Source organism: Photobacterium arenosum (assembly GCF_014841115.1).
Taxonomy (GTDB): Bacteria; Pseudomonadota; Gammaproteobacteria; order Enterobacterales; family Vibrionaceae; genus Photobacterium; species Photobacterium arenosum.
Genome location: NZ_JACYTP010000022.1, coordinates 1 through 21,055 on the forward strand (window position 1 = coordinate 1; position 21,055 = coordinate 21,055).

The window sequence follows — 21,055 nt, forward strand, 5'->3', positions numbered from 1 at the left end:
ACAGTGATTCCGGAAAGGTGAGCAAAAGCGTTCATCTTGAGTCCGGAATGGGTGTTCACGTTAAACCAGAATGGGTGTTCACATTGGACCGGAATGAGTGTTCAGCATGGACCGGAATACGCAGGTGTGAGGTTCATAACATCGAGCCGGTTTATATCCAGCAAGGAAAACCTCAGCAGAATGGCTTTGTAGAACGCTTCGACGGGTCAATTCGCCGCGGGTTCTTGAGTGCCTGCTTGTTCGAATCGCTCGAGCAGGTTCGGGATATGGCTTGGGGATGGAGGTGCGATGACCACGAAGAGCGCACACACGAGAGCGTAGGCAATACTCAATATTCCTCCGGCTCAATGCCGCAGGCAACTGGAAACCTCTAGGTTCGAATTGTCTCGCTGAAGGGGAAGTGGGCATTGTAGCTTAGTCACCATCGGGCAAGAAAGGCAACAGCTATTATATTACGCAAATTTAAACATATAGTTGATTCGTCATTATTACAGTTCCCCCTTAATCGCGGGGGAACTGTAACTGGCTTACTTAATACATACTACCTCATTAGAGAGATGATTTAAATTTTGAGGTTGCGAATAAGAAATAACCTGATGTTGAGAATCAAATCCGCTGATATCTTGATTAATCAAGATATCAAAAATGATTTCTTTCTTGGTTATATTATCCAACTCTTCTTGGTAGTAATAGAAGGGTGTAGTCCATGATGAAATATATTTGGATACCTGATCGATATCAGAATCCTGTGTAATTATCAGAGGTACAATATTGACATAACGACCAATAGATGACATTTCCTGGGTATCTATCCTGTTATTTGTCAACACTCCAACATATAATGGTTCTTCGGGTTTTTCTGTTTGCCAATGTTCCCAAATCGTAACTAAAGTCTGCTGTAAGCTAGAATCAAAGCTAGTTTCATTGAGTGTTTTTAAACCTGAGTCTCTTTGTTTATTCTCAAGTATATTTTGAAAATCAAAAATAATAGACCTTGCGGACTCTCGGTAGCCAATGACCCTGCCTGGATCAGTGCTTTCCTGAATATACTTAACATAATCATTGCTTATGATGGGGGATTTATCAGCGATAAAATCACTGAATATACGGGCCGTGTAACCATCAAATATTCCCCTGTGTATATAAAAGTGGAATAAGGAATCTTCTGTTTCACTAGTAATTAAGCTGAATAATGGTATGGCATGTCCATTTCTCCACTTATTATCAAGTAAGTCATTTGCTTCATCTACGAAGTTCTGACCTTTTACAGATAAATTTGAGAGTTCACTGGTGTAAACCAAATGAATAGAATCAGTCTCATCGCTTAGACTATATCTAAAAATTGAGGTCTGTTGAACTAGATTAGTGAGTCTTTCTTTAAACGACTCAAACTCGGAGTTACAGCAGGTGACTGAGAAGAACAGTCGATGTAAACGGGAATCGAGTGAATACTCTTTCTCAAGAAGCCGCATTTCATTGCTCATAGAAAGTCGCTTTGGAAGAGACTCCAATGCCGTGGAGGACTTCTTCGGCGAAGCCAATAGTCGTGCAAGATGAGTAGGGGTAGGGGTATGAATAAAATCCGGAACATTTACTTCAGCCCCCTCCGATGATTTGATTGCAAGAAGTAAATCAATAATCTGGAGAGAACTGCCACCTAATGCGAAAAAGTTGTCGTGTTCATGTACCGCATTGATTTTTAATACACGGCAAAACAATGACATTATTCGCTGAACTAGCTCATCTGACACAGCCACGCTTTGCTGCTCCTCTGTTGCCGTGTCAGCGAGAACAAACTCATCAAGCCTCGATAAATTTGGCTTACCCGAAGTCGTTAATGGCACTTGAGATAAAGTATTAATCTTGGCTGTTGAGATATTTCTAGGCAGAGATTCTCGAACGAGTTGAATTGCATCATTATCCGGATTTGATTGCGCAAACTTGACGTAAATCGATAGGGCATCATCATGAATAACTGCGAAAGCAGAATCTACACACTCAAGTAATGTCACCCGGCTTTCTAGCTCTTCAAGCTCAACACGAATACCATTAATTTTGACTTGCCGATCTTTTCTACCAATAAATTCAACTTGTTGATCTGCATTAACCAGGCAGTAATCACCACTGCGATAATATCTATCACCGTTATAGTCAAAGAACGCTGTGGCGTTTAGAGAGGCGTCAAGATACCCATCACAAAGGTTGATCCCACCAATAACAAGCTCGCCAACATCTCCGGTTTTCACAGGTTGATCATTATCATCCACAATCATCATGAATGAATTAGCGATGGGCGTACCAATGTTTATGCTTCCGTTTGATACTTTAATTTCACTGGAAAGACTATCAATCGTACATTCCGAAGGTCCATACTGATTAAAAACCCTCGCATCACAAATCTCACGGATTGTTTTCAATAAAGAAGGTGTAAATACTTCCCCACCCACATAAAGTACGCGCAGAGTATCCAGTCGGACATTCTCAGGTTGATTCTCGACAAGCTTAAGAAGCACCGATGGGACAAAATCGGTGATGGTGACTTGATAACCAGTGATCAGCTGAAAAGTAAGTGATGCGTCCAGAACCTCAGATGTTTCTTGCAAAACAAGACGCGCACCAAAGCTCAGCGCGCCGAAAAGTTGCCAGAGAGACGGATCGAAAGTAAAAGAAATATTATGTAATACAGTATCTTTGGGTGAAATACAGATTTCTTTATGCCGATTAAGGATATTGTTCAGCAAGGAAATACTCTTGATTGCGATCCCTTTCGGTTTACCCGTTGTCCCTGATGTAAAGGTATAACATACGATATCATCGGGTGAAGCAGGAAAAAACGGCTCCAGTTGGTATGGCTTTTCTGCGTTCTCATAGGCCGCGTCAATCAATGCATCATTAATTATCAATGGCGTATTGAAATTTGACAGGATATGCTTGCGCCTTTTATTGATATCGTCGGTCTCAATAATGACAAAAGGTTTTCCCAGCTTCAGAGCCGATAAGATGGCGGTCACAGTATTGCGTTTTGTGGAAGCCTCAATGGCTAGTACATCGGTTTGAGACAATTGGTTCTGTCTGATATAACGGCAAAGCTGCGATGAATCGCAATTGAGTTGTTCATAAGTGATGACGTCGTTTCTAGAAACTAAGGCTTGGCAATTTGAATATCGTTCAAATGCAAATTGAAGCTGTGACGATAGGGTTTCAGTTGCAAATACTTCGTCTAGGAACTCTCCATTCAGTATTGCAACTTGCTCAGCCACCTCAGCAATAGACAAGGAGCTCCGGAGGCATTTCAACAACTCAGTAACTTGCGAGCCATGAACCAAACGCGTGTCGAAAGAGATATTTAACTCTAAAGAATGAAGCTGCTGCCTAAAATAAGCGGTTATCTTATGCTGGCCTTGTCGCGGTAATAGAGAGTGTTCTTTGATGCCTTCCAGCGGCTTGTTCATTTCATAGCCAATAAAAAAATCGACTTCGCTGGGCGGTACTTGCTGTGGAGAAGTAATAGCCATCAACATCGTTTTGTTGTTTGCTGCATATGCGGCTTTCACTGATTCATCGCTAAAGCTCTCAAAGACCTTGGTTGCATGGCTCGCAACAGAGAAATTAATTCCTTGTTGGTCATCACCGTTATTGAATGCGTAGGCGGCCACAGGGGCATCTTTACCAAGAATGTAACCCATGCCACTTGCAACATGGGTCATGAGCTTGACAAACATAGAGTAGCTATCGTGAGAGCTAGCACTCAAATGAAAGTAACTTTTGCATGTTCCAAAATTCATAATAATCTCTCGTAAAACAAAATCGATTAATTGATGCCAAAATCATTGCGTAGTTCTGCAGTCATACTTCTCAGCTGTATGCCATCAATGATTGCGTGATGGATACAAAAGCCAATGAGCCACCCACCTTTGATCTCATGCAACATGAGCTTGGATAGCTTGCCATCAATGCACAAAGGTAAAAGTAACTCTCGCTTCATTTTACCAATTGCAACGGGCTTGCTGGCTTTAGGCGATACGGAAGCTTCTATTGCAGTCTCATTGACTTCCCAATAAAGCTCACCTTGGTTTTCCGCAATATGACAATTTAATATCGGGTGCCGTGCGATCCAATTACCTAATATTTCCTGCAGTTCACAAGCAGATACACAGCTTCCAATCTCAAAGATGTTTGCGATATTCATAGCATCCGAGTCCGGGTGCATCTTTGAATAAAGCCAGAGTCGCTTTTGCTGCTCATTCAGCGCCATTTGTGTTATTTGGCTATTCTTCGAGGCGATGTCATTTGAACCGATGCCATCTGAGTCCTCGCTAGAAGTCTTGGGCTCTATTTTTTGAATATTGATGGCATACTGGAGCAAGTCTTTGATCGAAGGTGATTCAACCATCTCTCGTAATGCTGGTTTTGTACCGGTTTCCTTCTTGATAATATCGATAAAATCCAAGAGGAGGATTGAATCGCCACCGAGATCATAAAAACCAACGGAGTCATCTGTGATTTCTTCCTCTAGCAACTCCTCCAAAATCTTAAGCAACGTCGATTCAGTGAGGTAATTCACAGGTTCATGCTTGTCAGTGCCCGATGAACCTGCCTCTTGATTTTCTGCTGGTTGGATCGGAACAAGGCATTCTTGTTCATTGGACCACTGCTGGGGCTTATAATCTGTATGAAAACCCGTGCATTGGGAGTTGACAGCGATGACGGCAAAACCATTCGTCCCACCAATGCCAAATGAGCTGACCGAGCCATACAATGTATCCTCTTCAGAGTTTGATAAAGATACTTCTTTGCCCGGTTCTGAAAACCCCGAAGTAAAGGACACCAATTTGGGATTGAATTGGCTGAAGTTAGCAATCGGGTGCGCGGTTTGATGGGCAAGGCTGTAGATACAGTTTAAAATACCAAACATTCCCGATGCGGTATCTGTATGGCCGATTTGGGACTTGATTGCCCCCAGTGCGACGCTATCAGTTTCAGAAAGTTGAAATGCGCTTGAGGTGCTTTCCATCTCAATCACATCACCTAATAATGTCGCAGTGCCGTGAAGCTCGTGATAACTCAATTGACTAGCTTTTAGATTTGCTAGAGCAAGCCCCTCCTCCATGACAGTTTTCTGGCCAAAAATGGAAGGCGCACCAAAGCTTGTTTTTCCGCCACCATCATTGTTCATGCTTGTGGCTTTAATCACCGCATAAATCTTGTCACCCTGTTCGGCTGCAACGCAGGCCGGTTTTAACAAGAAAACAGCGCCGCCAGAACTAGCCACAGTTCCCGTTGCAGCCATATCTAACGGGCGGCAACTCCCGTCATTCGATAAAATATCTTCCTCTCGAGCGATAAAGCGACGATGTTGGGGCAGTAACAAGGAGCATGCACCAACGAGAACTTGATCCGACTCACCGGATAACAAGGATTGACAACCCAAATGCACAGCACTCAGTGATGATGAGCAGGCGGACTGGACGGTCATTGCTGGTCCCTGCAGTCCAAGTGTATTTGCAACCCTCGTCGATGTGAAAGAGCTGTCATTGAGACGCATAATACTACTTATATCCATCTCAAGGCGTTCTGTGCCATGTTTAAGTATATTATCCAACAGATAATAATTGATTCCGCTCGATAGAAAACAGCCCGTCCTGTTCCCCGGATTTATTGTATGAGAACCCGCGTCAAGTAAGGCATGCTTTGACAACTTCAGAAGCATTCTCTGCTGCGGGTCCATCATCGCAGCATGTTTCTTTGACAACCCGAATTCTTTGTATGGGAAGAGGTAAAGCTCATCAATGAAACCACAATGAAACAGCTCTTGATCAGATGAAGAGTCAAACTCTGATCGGTAATCCCGAATGACAGAAGCATTTTTCTGCCGCAAATCACGAAACTTACTGGGAGAGTTGATGCCATCGGGTAGTGAAAAAGCCATACCACAAATTGCTATATCGTATTCTGTAAACATCATAAACCTAACTCACATCCTTCTTTTCGTTAGTTTATTTGAACGCCTTGAAGCCCTGGTTTGCGTGACCTCATGGGCGACATGAATGGTCGACTCACCCGACAATTGAGCAATGAATTGTTGTATATGTCGTAGGGTTGGTTGCTGATACAGTTGTGTAATTGGGAACTGTTTCTGGTACTCATCATCAAGCGCAGCGGATAGCTGCATGAGTTGCAAGGAGTTACCGCCATTTTCGAAGAAAGAGCGGTCAGGGTTAATATCGTAATTACCAAGAACATTTGACACTAACTGATTGAACTTGGGCTCTAAAGGTTCGCTATTGATATGCTCTGGAGCCAGGTACTTCTCCTTCAGTTGCCCCGTATCGATTTTACCGTTTCGGTTTAAAGGCATACTGTCGGTGATATAAATGCGGTGAGGTACCATATAGTCAGGCAAGTGTGCTTTTAAGTGCTCCCTTGCGGTTGTTGCACTAATCGAATCAGATACAACAAACGCCATCAAGGAAGCATTTTCTACGAGAACTTTTACATCGTTCACGCCGTCAATACCGAGAACACAGTGCTCGATTTCTGATGGAGATACCCGGTAGCCTCTTATTTTAATAAATTCAACCGAGCGTGAGTCAAAATGGAGCATCCCGTTGGGGTCCATGGTTACATAATCACCCGTCGCGTAAAATCTTTCAGGCTCATCGAACAAATCAAGCCATACAAGAGATTCCTTCGCATCACTGTTTATGTACCCCTTGAACAAACCAGCCCCTGCCAAATAGAGCTGTCCTTTTTGGCCATAGGGGACCGCATTCATTTCTTCATCCATGACGACTGCTTTCATTCCATCTAGTACTTTGCCGATCGGGACATGCTGTGGCTGTGCATGCGGCATACATTCATACACAGAAGACCAAATCGTATTCTCGGTTGGCCCATATTCATTAAATAGCTGCGTCCTTTCAAATCGAGCAAAGTGACTATCAACCAAGTCTTGAGTCAACCTTTCGCCCGCAAGAATGATCGAGTCAAGATGATGAGAGAAGCGTGGTAGATCGAGCATTAAGCGATATAGTGAAGGGGTCATTAATGTTTGCGTAGGCGCGGCATTGCTCATGATGTTGATCAGCGCCTGAGGAGAACGCCGTTCGGATTCATTGAGGAGTAATAGTGTGCCACCCGAAACCAGAGTCCCAAATAGACCTGCATAAGCGCTGTCAAACGTAAGCGGACTTAGCAGTAAAAAACGCCGCATTTGTTGTTGATACATGTGATAGCGCAACGTCGTCGAGAAGCATAAAGTGTCATACTGGATAACTGCGCCTTTGGGCTCACCAGTGCTGCCGGATGTGAAAATCAGATAAGCTGTTTTATCCTCACGAGCACACGGCTGGTCTGAAATGACGGTGTCTTCATCATAAGTTATCTGAATACAATCAGAATATTGATTGAGTGAAACAACACCAACGCATCCGCTTTGCTCAACTAGTTTGGCTCGACGTGCAGCTGGATCCTCTGGTTTTAGAACTACAAAGCCTCTCCCTGAATAAAGTGCACCTAGCATTAACCGAATAACATTCATCGGATTAGAATCTAAGATCGCTACCACACCGGAGTCTAAGTGTGCATCGTATCTTGAAGAAATTGCAGCCATGTCAAAATACAATTCTTGGTAGTTGACCATCTGATTTTCTAGATAGTTGTGCAGTGCAATTGCGTTCGGTGTTTTTTTCGCATGGGAAACAATACAATCGACAATGTCCAGGACAGGCTGATTCATAGGCTTGTAATAAGCACTGCTTGGCAGCCTTACATCACACAGCTGCTTATTTGAGGCATGCAATATCATTTCATCAAATATCATGGATATCGCATGATGAATCACTTCAATCTCGCCAGGGTTGATATTATGACTGTACTCATAATTCAAATGAACGCCCTTCTCACTGGGAGTGTAGTGTAAAGTCAGATCGAGCCGCGGAGGAGAGCTAAACTGATGGGTGGGTTCCAACAAGCTCTTGGCTTCGTGGCTTCCCATCAGCTCACTCTGATGCCTCACTAACATGACATTGAAGAGGTCGTGATCCGCCTTAAGGCAGGACTTGATATCAATGAGAGGAGTATATTTCAGCTGTTGCAACCTCGCCAATTCGCGATGCGTTTGCAGCACCAGTGTCGAAAAGTCAGAGATTTCTTTGATTTTAATATGTGCCGGAAGTGTATTGATAAAACAACCAGCTGTATCAAGCAACTCTGTCGTATCCCTCACCGAGATAGGGGTGCCAACAGCGAACTCACCGACTCCCTTGACCATATTTAGCGCATAACCAAATATACTCATCATGACGCTGAACTCTGTGACACCAAATTGGCAGGATACTTCCTTCAGTTTTGTTGCATAAACCGTGTCAAGTTGGTATTCAACGTTCGTCGCAGTATACTCCCCCCTCTGGAAGTTAATCGGCATGATTTCTTGAAGATGTATCCAATTGGACAACTGTGCTTTGGTCTCAGCAGGCCAGGCCTTTAGGGCGTCGAAGTCAGTCTCTTGCCCACTTAAAATTGCAACAAACTTATCGATGATGAGTGATAATGAGTACTCATCAACAGCGATATGGTGAACCTTGATAAACAGCTCATCGACATACTGCCCACAACCAGAATCCGTCACCCAAAATCGAATGGGCAAGCCTGTATTCAGGTGAATCTCTTTGTGATTGCAGAAGTCACTGAAATTGATCTTTCCTGATTCATACCACTCTTGTGGCCACAAAGCCTCATCTAGGCCTATCACCTGCTTTCTTAGGCTGGCATCATCGTATTGCTGCCGTAACGTCTCCGTTGCTTTTATCAATTCAGCAAGTGCTCTCTTAACTTGAGATGGTTCAAATTTCTTTAAAAACCGAAAAGCACCACAAATATGGTATCGATTAGAGCTCTGATTTGCTTCTAAAAACAGGAATTGCTTTTCCGAAGCGGAGAGTACTGTCTTATCGAGACTCGGCAACTTCTGTTCCAAAGGTGCTGGGTGATGAGCAAGAATGGCTTGTAGGTTTGGTGTGTCATACATGTTTCCAAGAGTAAACTGACGGCCGTACAGCTGCTCAAGTTGTGCTTTTAAGCGGTTCATTTTTATTGAATCTGCGCCGTGTGCCAGCAGGTCGTCCGACTCATTGGTAATTGGAATACCCAAGTCATTCTGGATGAACCCCATGATATTTTCTGGTTCTACAGTCCGATGCGGCTCCAAGTCGGGTTTTGGGAGCTCTTTTCTGTTTAGTTTTCCATTGATCGAGAGAGGAAAGGCATCTAATTCAACCCAATACCTCGGTAACAATTCCGGTGAGAAACTTTTAGTCAATTCGGCTTTGATTGTGTCAATATCCAATGACGGGTTTGCAGAGAGATAATAACAAACAATGTAAGTACCCATTGTATGCGAGTTGAAAGCTCGCAAAGCAATTTTATATGGGTGAGTGGCTCGCTGTATTTGCACTTCTAAGCCAGCAAGCTCAACGCGAATCCCATTGACTTTGATCTGGTCATCAACCCTGCCATGAATGATAACCTCACCATCTTGGGTAATTTCGGCAACATCACCGCTTAGATAAGAAGGTTTTTCCTCAAAATCAATAAATTTCTCTTTCGTCAACGAAGACTGAGTGTACCCCGCACCAACGCACAAGCCGCTGATCAGAAGCTGCCCCTTACAGTGATACGGCATCGGTTGTAGATTGTCATCAACCACCGAAACACTGCAACCAGCGAGTGCTTCGATCAGTGGTGGAGCCTTTAAACTTGAATAGGCGCTACAGACACCAGTTAAAACGATATCAGCGGTTTCTGATGGACCATATGAGTTAATCGCCTCGCATGTCTCGGGTAACACATGATTCTTTTTAATCTTGTCGAGACTCCAAATCTCACCACCTATAATTATTTTTTCTATTTTGGATAGTTTTTGCTTAGCCTGTGTGTCATCAAACAAAGTACTCATGAGCGAATATGCAGAATTGAGGACGGACACATCACTATGAAAGATGTCATTCAACACTTGCTGTACATCGAAGATCGGATAATCATAAATGAAAACTTTCCCCCCAGAGAGGAGCGGAAGAAAGGTATTCTTTAATACAGTGTCGAACGCGGGAGAGCCCAGAATAAAGGTGTCTTTATTTTGTGGACTTAGTGTTTCAAAGTGCCTTAACAAATTTAAAAAAGAATCATGGTAGTTGAGTGAAAGTTTAGGATTACCAGTCGTACCGGAGCTAAATACACCATACATGATTTTTCTTGCATAAGGCCGTCTTGACCAATCGGTAGCCATGGCAGCACTTGAATCTAATAAAGATTCATATATCACTAATTCGGAGGTACATTTGCGCACCCTTTGGCTCAATGACCTTTCAGTGAGAACAACAAAATCCGACGCCAATCTGATTTTTGAGGATAATGTTTCATCACTGTCAGCTGGGTCAATACAGACAAAATGCCCACCCGCATCAAGAACGGAAAGCATAGCCACATGTAAACGATGAGATTTTGATAAGAAAATGATGTAGCCGGAAGGCTTCAGTTGAGGACTAAATTTCCTCACCAAACCCGACAAATCCCCATAAGTGAGCGTATTCTGATGATCCACAATTGCAACATCAGACGCATAGGTCGAACACGACTCAGCAATGATCTCTTGAATATATCGTTGTTCTACCGAAGACCGCTTTCCTACAATCTCTGGCTCTTTACCAGTCGTCAAAATATCAACCAAGCGAAGGTTAAATGGGTCGTCTACCGCTGCTAGTTTCTCGATGCAATGTTGCCAATAGTCCACCCATTGCCTTGCATGATTTTCGTTCACACGACTCACAGCAAAATCGAAACGTATATCAATCAGATTCTGCCCTTCAAACACCTCTATCGAAATCGGTACCTTACTATATCGCTTCTTGATTGGAACTAACTCAGCTCCAATTAATGATAAATCGTATGGGAAATTCTGATAACTAAACATGACATCTAGGTCAGTATTTGAAGTATTCCCCCCAACGATTTTTCTGTATTCCTCGAGAATTGGAAAATCTGCGAACTCTTGAACTAGCGATAGGTTTTTCGCTATCTCATCAATAGCCATGCCGACGGTCTTCTCAATATCAACCTGATTACGTACGATGAATGACTCAACGATAAAATCAAATGCTGATTCGATCAAACAATCCTCACGGTTCGCATATGTCGTGACAAAGTGAACATCAGGGTTTCGTGTAAAGTAATAAATTGACGTCGACAGTATGAACGCCATCATAGAGTATTTGCTCACCCCCAAAGCATGAGCATTTTTGATAAGGTTATGATAGAGCTCACCTTCGATACGAAGACTCTTCTGACTTGAGATTGACTCAATCACAGGCTGAGTCGAATGTTGAAGGGGCAAATTCGATGATATTTCAGACTGCTCTAAATAACTTTCCCAGAATTTTTTCTGGTTATCTTTTAACAGTTCAGTTCTGTCGTTTTTCAATAAGGCATAATTGAGGTGGTGTGACTGATCAGCTGACATGCTATCCGTGAAGATAGCAGCCAACATGTTCCCAAGAGACCAACCATCAGCAATGATATGGTGGCAAACAAAGTAAACAAAACAGTCGTTTTCTTCTGTCACAATTCGTCCAAATCTTATAAGGCTTTCACCAAGATCAAATGGACGGTAAATTATTTTTTCTATATATGACTCTAAGTCTGAACGACAACAGGAATAATCAGTCTGCTTAGGTCGATGAGCAGCATCATTTCTAAGTTTGTATCTTGTTTCGTCGGATCGAAAACATCTCTTACTTGCAGGAAAGTGATGTATATAGGTAGAGAGTTTATCAAGAGCCTGTGATGCTTGTCCTATATTTTCGAATTTCAGGACTAGCGGAATGTAATATGAAAAGTCATGGGAGTAGTTATTTTTTAGTGAAAGCAATTGTCGCTGCTGTGGAGTCACATCAAAAGCGTCTTCAAAGTCTTCTAACAGATATTTTTCCGTATCAATGGACTGCTTTCTCTGAATGTTCGACTGAATATCCCGGATATAAGGTTTTAATGATTTGATTTCAGAAATCTCGTCTGTTCCTAAATTCCCTTCGCCAATGATTTTCAGATCGCCATTAGCCATGACACGTACATCAAGACTTTTCCGTCGTAGTGAGCCTATAATCTCATTCGCATTTAACCAATTTGATAACATATTTAAAACCCTTTTAAGTCACGGATAAATCGTTGGTCATAAGCTAACTTTTTCAAAATGAACTGAAAAAGAAAGCGCAGAAAACTTGCATTTTCTGCTAACTGGCTAATTCGTATTAAATGATCAGAGTATTCAAGTCGAGATCCTCGACTTTTTTAGAGTCTATAAAACTGATAGCATCCCCAACATTTTGAAGTCCGAACAAATCCCTTGGCGTTAAAGCCAGGTCATATTTCCGGTTAATACGATTAAGCAGCTGTACCATTTGCAAAGAACTCATACCTAAATCGAACAGCGATTGCGTCTTCGAGGTAACTTGCTCCTTGGTAAGCTCATTGATCGTCGAAAAAATGAACTGTTCAGTTGCGCTTGTAGTCTCAAGCGGCTTCGCCGGAAGACCTGAATGCAGTTCACCAAGAAGCTTTGTAGCATCTACTTTGTTATTTTGGTTCAACGGAAAAGAATCTTTACAAAGGAGCTTGTTCGGTTGCATATAGGTAGGAAGCTCTTTTTCAAGATACTCGGTTACCTGATGTTGTGGAACAATCATATCTTCCTTCAACTGGTACCAAGCTACGAGCGTTTTTCCAGATTCATCTAGTGATACAAAGGCATTGATAATTGCCTCGTGAGAAAGAAGACAGTATTCAATTTCAGCTAGATTAACGAGACAACCGTTGAACTTTACTTGTCTATCCATTCGGCCTTTGTAGATCAGTTGACCATGTTCGAAATATCCAAGATCACCGGTTCGATAGGAACGCTCGGATGATGCCAAGTCAAAATTACTGTTGCGGCTTTGATCGAGATAGCCAAGCCCAACTGGCTCACCTTTAATCACGATTTCACCGAGCTCTCTGCCGGTATCATCTTCAAAGACATTTTCGAGTTCCAAACGAGTATTCGGGATATTTTTACCTATAGGAATATCTTGTTGTGATCTAATCGACTCGGCAGTAATCCAATGAAAACATACAACATCTGAACATTCTGTCGGTCCATAGGAATTCATAAAGCGTATATTGGGGTTTAGTTCGTGTAGGTGTTCAATCACTGTAACCGCTATTTGTTCTCCACCCAATACAACCGTATCTAGACTGGAGAAGTATTCCTTTACATTAGTGTCTGATATCAAACTAAGCGTGGAAGGTGTACAGTTAAATTTAGTTACTCTGTGCTCTGCAATTAAATTACGTATATAGACAGGGTCAAAAGGGGATAACTCCGGAAAGACCAACAAAGCGCCAGTACTTAACGCGGAGAACATATTCTTCTGCGTCAGGTCAAACCCAATTGACGAAGGGATCAATACCACATCATCTTGTGTGATATTTAGCTCCTTCGTATACCAATCAAGCAAATTATCAACGCCACTTACATGAACCTGTGCACCTTTTGGTTTTCCCGTCGTACCAGAAGTAAAGATGGTGTATAGGCACTCTTGACCTTGTCTTGAACTGACAGGCCACTCCTGAGGCGTTTCAGTTTTTTCAATGTCTATACATTCAATACCTTCGGGTACTACATGGCGAAACTTAGAACTAGTAAGTACTAAACAATTTGTTTGCTCATGAATTTGCTTTAAGCGGCTCGCTCCGATATTCGGATCGACTGGTATGTAACTGATCCCTGAAAAAACAGTCGCTAGTGCTCCCGCTAAAAATTGGAAACTTCCTGGCAGAAAGACAGCGATGTACTTTGGTTTATGTTCTAAAACGTGAATGGACGATGCAATATTATTGATGCGATCATTCAGAGATTTGTAGGTATAATGACCTTGTTCATCAATGACGGCTAACTTATTTTCGTAGCAATTCATACGAGTCAGTAATTCATTCAATATCATTGTGTGTTCCTATATATCTTCTTTCTATGATTTAATTTTATTCTTTAAGATTTCTAGAAGTTGCTCATAGATATCTCTGGCTTCTAATCCCAAGATGTTGATGTTTTTTTCGATCTTGAACAAACCTCTTTTTCCTAATAAAAAAACATCAAATGACAGGGGGTACCTTGAGATACCTTGTGTGAAGGCACATATGGACCAGGTTGAACCTTGAATATTCAATTCAGATTTTGGCCAATGGTGAAAGCCATAAAAGCAATCAAACCAGCGCTTGACATCTGAATATGCCTCTGTTTCAGCAAGTTGTTCATATGGTACTTGAGGCATCTGCTTCGCAGTTTCTAGCTGCAGTTCTAACTGGTCAATTGAAGCGTTAGATATTACCAGGGGGTATATAGATACATAGAGATCTAACGCATACCTCTTTTGCGTAGCATTCCGATTCTCGAAAGCTGTGCCAATCGTCACAAAAGGTTGGCTTAACTGACGAAGAAGCCATTCTGCCCATACTGAGAGCAATAGCGTAGACAGGCTTATTTTTTGCCTACGACAAAAACCTCTACTTTTTGTGAGCAGTTGGTCTGGTATATCAAATATAGCGACTTCATCGTCCGTTGTTTTATAATCAGAAAGAAGGCCTTGCTCAAGATTCGCGAATTGTTCCATCCAATGTTCGAAACCATTTCTCTCTGTTGAAGAAGATTGGGTGTCAACAGGCTGGGTCTTTGCTCCTGTTAAGTAAGTCAGTTCATTTTGTGTCGTTTTCGCGAGACTATTGATAAACATTGCAGCGGCTGAGCCATCGAAAACAATATGACAGAAGACAAACATCAAATATGTCTTAGTTTTCGTCTTCACTAGAGTGACTTTAAGCGGAGGCTCTTTCCTCAGGTCAAAGTGATGTCTTGCTAGCCGAGTCAATATTGTCTCAATACATCCACTGTCATTGGCAATTCTATCGATAGCAAAGGTATTGGTCAGTATCTTCTCCCATGCCAGGCGAGGGGAGTCTTTTAGGACGTAGTTGGCTACATTTAAGCTTACGATGGTACTCGTTAAGTTTTCTAGCCAATCAGTCGAAGGTTCTGTGGAGGACTCAAGAAGCACAGGAATATTGAATCCCGCAGCCTTTGGGTTGAGTTCATTGAGCCACCACATTCTGCGTTGTAAGACTGTCAAATTCATGTTGGTAATAGTTTTCAATTAGTAAATGTTAGTAAGATGATTTCTACTTTTTACTGAAAGTCATTTATCTTCGAGGAACTTACTAAATTTCTTCTCGATATCAATAAGTAAGAAAGTAAGCCTAACCCGACGATACAAGCAAGGATGTAGGGGACACCAATTGCTAGTTCAGTTTCTAGAGAAACTCCAACTAAAAGATACCCAACAGGCACAAACAAAAATCTGACCGAAGAGAAAATTGTCATTACACGACTAAACATTTTTTCATCCACTCGTTTTTGGATCATCGTAACTTCTACTGGGCCAGTCATGCCGACACTCATACCGATAAAGAATAGCGTTGTGAACAGAAGATATTGGTTTTGTATTTGGTTTAAAATAATAAAGCATACAAGAAGCAGTGTGTAACCAAGTAGTATTATTCGTTCACTCGAATATCTTTTTGCTATAATTCCATACCCCAGAGATGCTAGGGTTGTCCCAGTTCCAAACACTGTCATGGATATACCTAAGCTCAGTATCGAATCGTACGTAACTTTATTCAAGTAAGGTAGATATACCAATAAAAATGGGGTGACAACCAAGTTAACAATAGCACTCAATATAAGTATTGATAGAATATCATTGTTTTTTATGATGTATTTAACCGAGTCAAATATATATTCCTTTCCTGGAAAAGATGCTATAGTTCCTTTGTCTATGCAAGAAGTGAAGTGCTTCTTCAAAATGATCAACCCCAAGGCGACAACCAGAAAACTAATCGCATCGAAGTAAAGGGCATTTACGACCCCAAAAGTAGCAATGATCAGCGATGCTATTACAGGCCCTATGAGATCGCAGACATTTTCGATTGTGCTATTAACCCCGTTGATTAGCTCGTTTTCACTTTTAGTTTGTGTGATTTCTTTTGCTAAAATTACATCCTTAGCCAAGCGACCTGGGGAATCTAGTATTGTAGAAAACAACAGGAGTAGCGCTAAGAGATAGAAATCCAGAACATCAGCTACAAAGAACACTGGTATCAATAGGACACTGACAAAATTGACCATGTCAGATATCACGGATACACGGTAGGCACTATACCTATCGACTAGTTGTGCACTAAAGAAAACTGACAACATCACAGGCAAAATTTTCGCTGACATGATTCCAGCTACTAATAATGGACTTCCTGATATTTCAAGAATCAGCCAGGGGATTGCTACTTCGGTTATTGCATTGCCAAGGATTGACAGACCATTAAATACAAATAAAAAATTTATTTGTCGTGGAATTCTTCTCACGCAACATCCTTACATTCAAGTGCTTTTTTCTTAAGTTTGACGTTTGGTTTTTGTTCAATCATGCTTCCATGAAATAGTTCATTCAACCAACTTGATGGTCTGTCCATTGAATGCTTGAAATCGACATATAGCCACAGTTCTTCCAATCCCATTCACCCAATGGATAACTTTGTTAGTTAAATGATTTATCATTGACTCAACCCAATTCTTTTATTTTTTTATAAAAGACATCTGCCTTTTTGCCAACGAAACCATTCTTTTCAATATAAAGGTTAAGCTCTTCTTTGCGCTTTTCTACGGCGTCACCATCATGATTGATAAATAAAATATCATGAGAGGTGATTTTTCTTAGTGCAAAGCATGGTATGGGACTTATCAGTGGATGAAAGTTCTCATTTCTAGCGGAAGGTTTCCTAGAGTGGGGATGGAACTCTCCAAGCATTAGCCCCTCTTTCATAAATTCCAGTCGGCATGAATAGTGTAAATCATCAATGAATTTTGAATAGTTCTCTTTGGAAAGGTCGTTAATTATAACGACAATACTAAATAATTCCCTTTTTTCATGTGGTAGCTCTAACTCTTTCTTTCTGTAAAGGTCGATTAACTTACACATTTCTGACCTATACTCTTCGAACCCTTGATTTTTTGCATCATACTGAACCAAGTATATGGAGTCAGAGTTATGTGCTTTCTTTACAAATGGGCATATTGCTCCAATACGATTTATGTGTTCACTTGGTTCTCCGATATAATTAAGCATCCAATCTTTAATTAGATTATTTTTTTCGATATTACTATCTTCTCTTGAGCAAATATATGTATCTTCTAACAGCATATCAACTATCGCCAATCTATTCATTAGGGTTGGATTAATATTCACTTACTACTTGCATTAAGTAAATACAATAACATTTCACGCTTTTTCCACTAATCTTCCAGTTATTTTCTTTGGTGCCAATGCAAGTTTTGATGAATACCCATCAACACATATATTACTGTTTTGTATGTCAAGTTTTGTCGTACAGTGATAAACAAATGCTTTCATTTGATTCATTGCAAGATACTCACCAAAACATTTATGCGTACCTTGAGAGAATGGGAAGTAGGCATTCTTATTGTATTGGGAGTCAAACCTATCTGGCATGAACGATTCTGGCTCCTCCCAATACCGTGGGTCAAAATGAGTAACGCACGGAGAAAGCCAAACAAATGAGTCTGCTTCAACCCCTGAAATCTGATCATCTTCGATATATCTAATCATCGCCCAGGCTGCTGGATAATGTCGCAAGACTTCCATAACGTAATTGGAAAATTTCTTGTTGGAAAGTGCTGTGCGGCAATCCAACTGTTGTTCAATTAACTCAGCTCTAAGCACTTCTGCTTGTTGTGGATAATCAAGGTAACATTTGGCAATCCAGACGAGCATGATCCCGGCTGTTTCTACTCCACTTCCTAGGAAAGAAAGAACCTCATCAATTACTTGTTGTTCATCTAATTCTTCTTCGTTGTAAAGTGATAGAAGACAACCCAATAAACTATCTTTTGATACTAGCTCAGGTTGTAAGATCTTTCTTCCCACGTATTCATCAATACATGCTTTTGCATCATTGAATCGTTTCTTTTTTCCCCATCCTATTTTTATTCTTGAAAATAATTCATATTCAATATATTCGAGGATAATTGAAATTGCATCGCATAACTCTTTCTTCTCAGTATAGGTCGCGGGGGATAATACTATATCCACATTAGTTTCAATACTTAGGTGTTGTAACCTTGTGACAATAGATTTTTCCTGCAGTCCAGTTAATTTGAAATTCTGATAATTCTTAGCAATACAGTCGTTGACATAACTAATCGTGCCACTTTTTATCTTCTCTTGTATTTTTCGTCTTCTGTTTCTACTCTCAGAATTTGTTTCTTCAGAAAAAAGCCCGTTGCCAATGATTTTTTTTAATGGTTCTCTATGCAATCTTTTACCGACTTTAAAAGCCGACCTTATCATCTCGGCATCATGAATAAGGTAAATTCGTCGTTTTCCAAATTTAAAGCTCTGCTGCTCAACTGCTTTTACAGATTGCTTTTTAAAAAAATAGTAACCTTTTTGCTGAAGCAGGGAAAATATAAACTCGTATTTGAGACTTAAGATTTTCATATTTACCACACTCTCTTTAAAACATTATAAGATAGCTTAAAAAGCCAAGGTGCTGGGGTCACAGAAAACGCAAGATTCTCTTTGACCTTATGAGCAAAGTTATTGGATGAATAGCTTTCAGCGATCTGGACTCTAGCCTGCATAAATAAGTATTCCTTATAGATGCTACATCTCAAACAGCGAGCAAAAGCAGACCCTTCGAGCCAGGGATGGGTTTATGTTTTTCTGTATTCGATATCTGCATGGCGACCCACAAAAGTAAGCAACTGTTTACATAGCATCAATTTTCATATCGGCACTATAGAACAATAAATCCATATGTAAAAGAACTTATTGTAACAATTGTTATATTTGGGTGCTTGTCGTGTACAGGATGTTAACCAATGCTTAGCTTACATCAGGCATAGTTGCCCTTCTTGGACGGCCATGGAGCCAACATGTTGAACGAGAGAAATGAATCACCCCGGGTTAGTCGCAGGCCAGCTTTCTTGAGGGAATTAGCCAATGCGCAGAAGAATCATGTACTCCCCAGAAGTCCGCAAGCGCGCGGTACGAATGATTCCTACATCTGACAATGAGCACTCATCACGGTGTGCGACTATTCAGTCCGTGGCCAGTAAGATAGTCTGCACCAGACCCCTGAGAGCCCAGATAAACAAAATGGAAGCACAGGCCAGGGACCATTTCTGACGCCACCGCCAGGCTCAAAGAGTTTGAACGAGAGAATCAGAGCTGAAGAGAGCAAACGACATTTTGAAGTAAACCGCTTTTGCACGATAGCGCTCTTACTATTGCTGGTTTGTTCTGGACTGTGGTCAGTTAAGTCGGTGGTTATCTTGTCTTCAAGGTCTTGCAAGTAACCTTCATTTCTGTGGGAAAGTGGTTGCCGCCGGAGGAAAGAAGGTCTTGCCGTCAGTGAGATTCAAGGCAAGACCCGATGGTGCTATCCCGATTTGTTAAACAGGCACGAATTACGAGACACTTTCTATCTTATTTAATTGCGAGGCCCTTTTTTGCTGTAAGTACAACAGCCAGAATGAGAACGCAGCCAAGCTAGACGCTCCGATAATGAGAATCCAGGCACTTTCGTAGCCGAAATCTTGTATAAAGGCGCCCATAAACATGTATGTTGGCATGAGCCCAATGTTTCTAATTGTGAGCAAAGTGCCGCTGATTCTTCCCCGGTGGCTCGCAGGAGACTGATTGGCAATGTAGACGCCCTCTTTGGTTAGAAGCAGTACCTCCGCAGCAGAAAGGAAAAACCACGCGAAAAACTGCATCGGTATGGTCGCGTAGGAAACGACTAGGCCATAACCGACGACAAATAGAACCCCTGAAATAGCCAAGCTATTCAGCTCGCAGTGATTGGAGGTCATTCTCATCAGAGCGGGCGTGATCAGCACAACAGCAATGCTGGCAAAGGTCATGAGCTGACCAAACAGAATGGCACCTTCTTTATCAAAGACGTGGCTGTAATAGAGAGGGCTCGTCATCGTCATCTGGTTGAGCGTGAACCAGAGCAGGGTGCACAAGACCCCAAACACGAGAAGGCGAGGACGTTCTTTCAGGATCGACCAGACATTCCCATCGGTACTCTTTTCCAGCTCTGAGACCTCGTGCTCGTCTTCAACCTGGGGAGTCTTATCCTTGACATAAAAAGCAACGACAAGTATTCCGACGAGAATGGCCAGGCCGTTCCCCCAGTAAACCCACTCGGTGTGATTCTAGAAGAGATATCCTGCGATCACTGGACCAACCCCCGAACCGAGATTGTAAGCAAGATAGCTTAGCGACATGACGGCATCGCGGTTGCCTGGATTGGAGTGATCGGCGACAAGAGCGTTACTCGCTGGCAGCGCGACTCCGATGAAAAAGTATCCCAGGAACAAGAGTGCCGGTGCAACGAAATGATCCTCGGCAAAGAAGCCACAGGCGATGAGAACGAAGGCGCCGAGCAGCTCACCGATGACCATAATATTCTTGTGGCCGTGTGCGTCAGAAAGCTTGCCCCCCAAGATGATCTGATCCAATACTTTTGGACACCGCGTTAAGTGAGTAAAATGACTTATCGAGGTGAATATGACAACCAAAAAGCCCCGCAAGACCTATACCGCTGAATTCAAAACTGAAGCCCTGAAACTGTCTGAACGTGTTGGCGTTGCTGAAGCAGCCAGGCAGCTCAAAATTTATGAATCGCAAATCTATAACTGGCGTACTGCCGTTGAGAAAAGTCCAATACCAGCCAACGGGAAGCTGAGTTGGCCGCTGAAGTTGCAAAACTCAAACGCCAACTGGCTGATCAAGCAGAGGATTTAGCCATACTAAAAAAGGCGGCCACCTACTTCGCGAAGAATCAAAAGTAAGCCGATTCAAATTCATGCTTGAGCACCAACGCCAGTTCC

The 21,055-nt window shown here is 41.9% G+C and carries 9 protein-coding genes and 4 pseudogenes; 3 read left to right on the forward strand and 10 right to left on the reverse strand.

Annotation, left to right across the window (positions count from 1 at the left end):
• Positions 1-125 precede the first annotated feature (125 nt).
• Positions 126-393, forward strand: a pseudogene (locus tag IFO68_RS21225) (integrase core domain-containing protein); the annotation flags it as partial.
• Between the two features lie 134 nt (positions 394-527).
• Here IFO68_RS21225 and IFO68_RS21230 read toward each other — a convergent pair.
• From IFO68_RS21230 to IFO68_RS21265, 8 genes are all read right to left on the reverse strand, one after another.
• Entirely contained in the window at positions 528-3,722 is a 3,195-nt protein-coding gene (locus tag IFO68_RS21230; protein WP_192017774.1) for a non-ribosomal peptide synthetase, read from the reverse strand.
• A gap of 89 nt (positions 3,723-3,811) precedes the next feature.
• Entirely contained in the window at positions 3,812-5,965 is a 2,154-nt protein-coding gene (locus tag IFO68_RS21235) for a beta-ketoacyl synthase N-terminal-like domain-containing protein (RefSeq protein ID WP_192017775.1), read from the reverse strand.
• A gap of 9 nt (positions 5,966-5,974) precedes the next feature.
• Entirely contained in the window at positions 5,975-12,187 is a 6,213-nt protein-coding gene (locus IFO68_RS21240; protein ID WP_192017776.1) for an AMP-binding protein, read from the reverse strand.
• A 115-nt stretch (positions 12,188-12,302) separates the two neighbouring features.
• Positions 12,303-14,033: a non-ribosomal peptide synthetase gene (locus tag IFO68_RS21245; RefSeq protein WP_192017777.1), complete on the reverse strand. Its 1,731-nt coding sequence runs from the start codon at positions 14,031-14,033 to the stop codon at positions 12,303-12,305.
• Between the two features lie 24 nt (positions 14,034-14,057).
• A complete protein-coding gene (locus tag IFO68_RS21250) occupies positions 14,058-15,218 on the reverse strand; it encodes a condensation domain-containing protein (protein WP_192017778.1) in 1,161 nt (386 codons plus the stop codon).
• A 50-nt stretch (positions 15,219-15,268) separates the two neighbouring features.
• On the reverse strand, positions 15,269-16,501 hold the full coding sequence (locus tag IFO68_RS21255; RefSeq protein WP_192017779.1) for an MFS transporter: 1,233 nt from the start codon (positions 16,499-16,501) through the stop codon (positions 15,269-15,271).
• A 196-nt stretch (positions 16,502-16,697) separates the two neighbouring features.
• Positions 16,698-17,381, reverse strand: a complete 684-nt coding sequence (locus IFO68_RS21260) for a DUF6875 domain-containing protein (protein WP_192017780.1) — start codon at positions 17,379-17,381, stop codon at positions 16,698-16,700.
• Positions 17,382-17,414: 33 nt separating this feature from the next.
• On the reverse strand, positions 17,415-18,653 hold the full coding sequence (locus IFO68_RS21265) for a cytochrome P450 (protein ID WP_192017781.1): 1,239 nt from the start codon (positions 18,651-18,653) through the stop codon (positions 17,415-17,417).
• 504 nt (positions 18,654-19,157) lie between these two features.
• Here IFO68_RS21265 and IFO68_RS22200 point away from each other — a divergent pair.
• A pseudogene (locus tag IFO68_RS22200) lies at positions 19,158-19,299 on the forward strand (IS3 family transposase); the annotation flags it as partial.
• 325 nt (positions 19,300-19,624) lie between these two features.
• On the opposite strand, the gene IFO68_RS21955 reads toward IFO68_RS22200, so the two are convergent.
• Positions 19,625-20,035, reverse strand: a complete 411-nt coding sequence (locus IFO68_RS21955) for an MFS transporter (RefSeq protein WP_336510293.1) — start codon at positions 20,033-20,035, stop codon at positions 19,625-19,627.
• 6 nt (positions 20,036-20,041) lie between these two features.
• A pseudogene (locus tag IFO68_RS21960) lies at positions 20,042-20,755 on the reverse strand (MFS transporter); the annotation flags it as partial.
• On the opposite strand from IFO68_RS21960, the pseudogene IFO68_RS21275 reads away from it, so the two are divergent.
• Positions 20,733-21,055: pseudogene (locus IFO68_RS21275) on the forward strand (transposase); the annotation flags it as partial. The pseudogenes IFO68_RS21960 and IFO68_RS21275 overlap by 23 nt on opposite strands.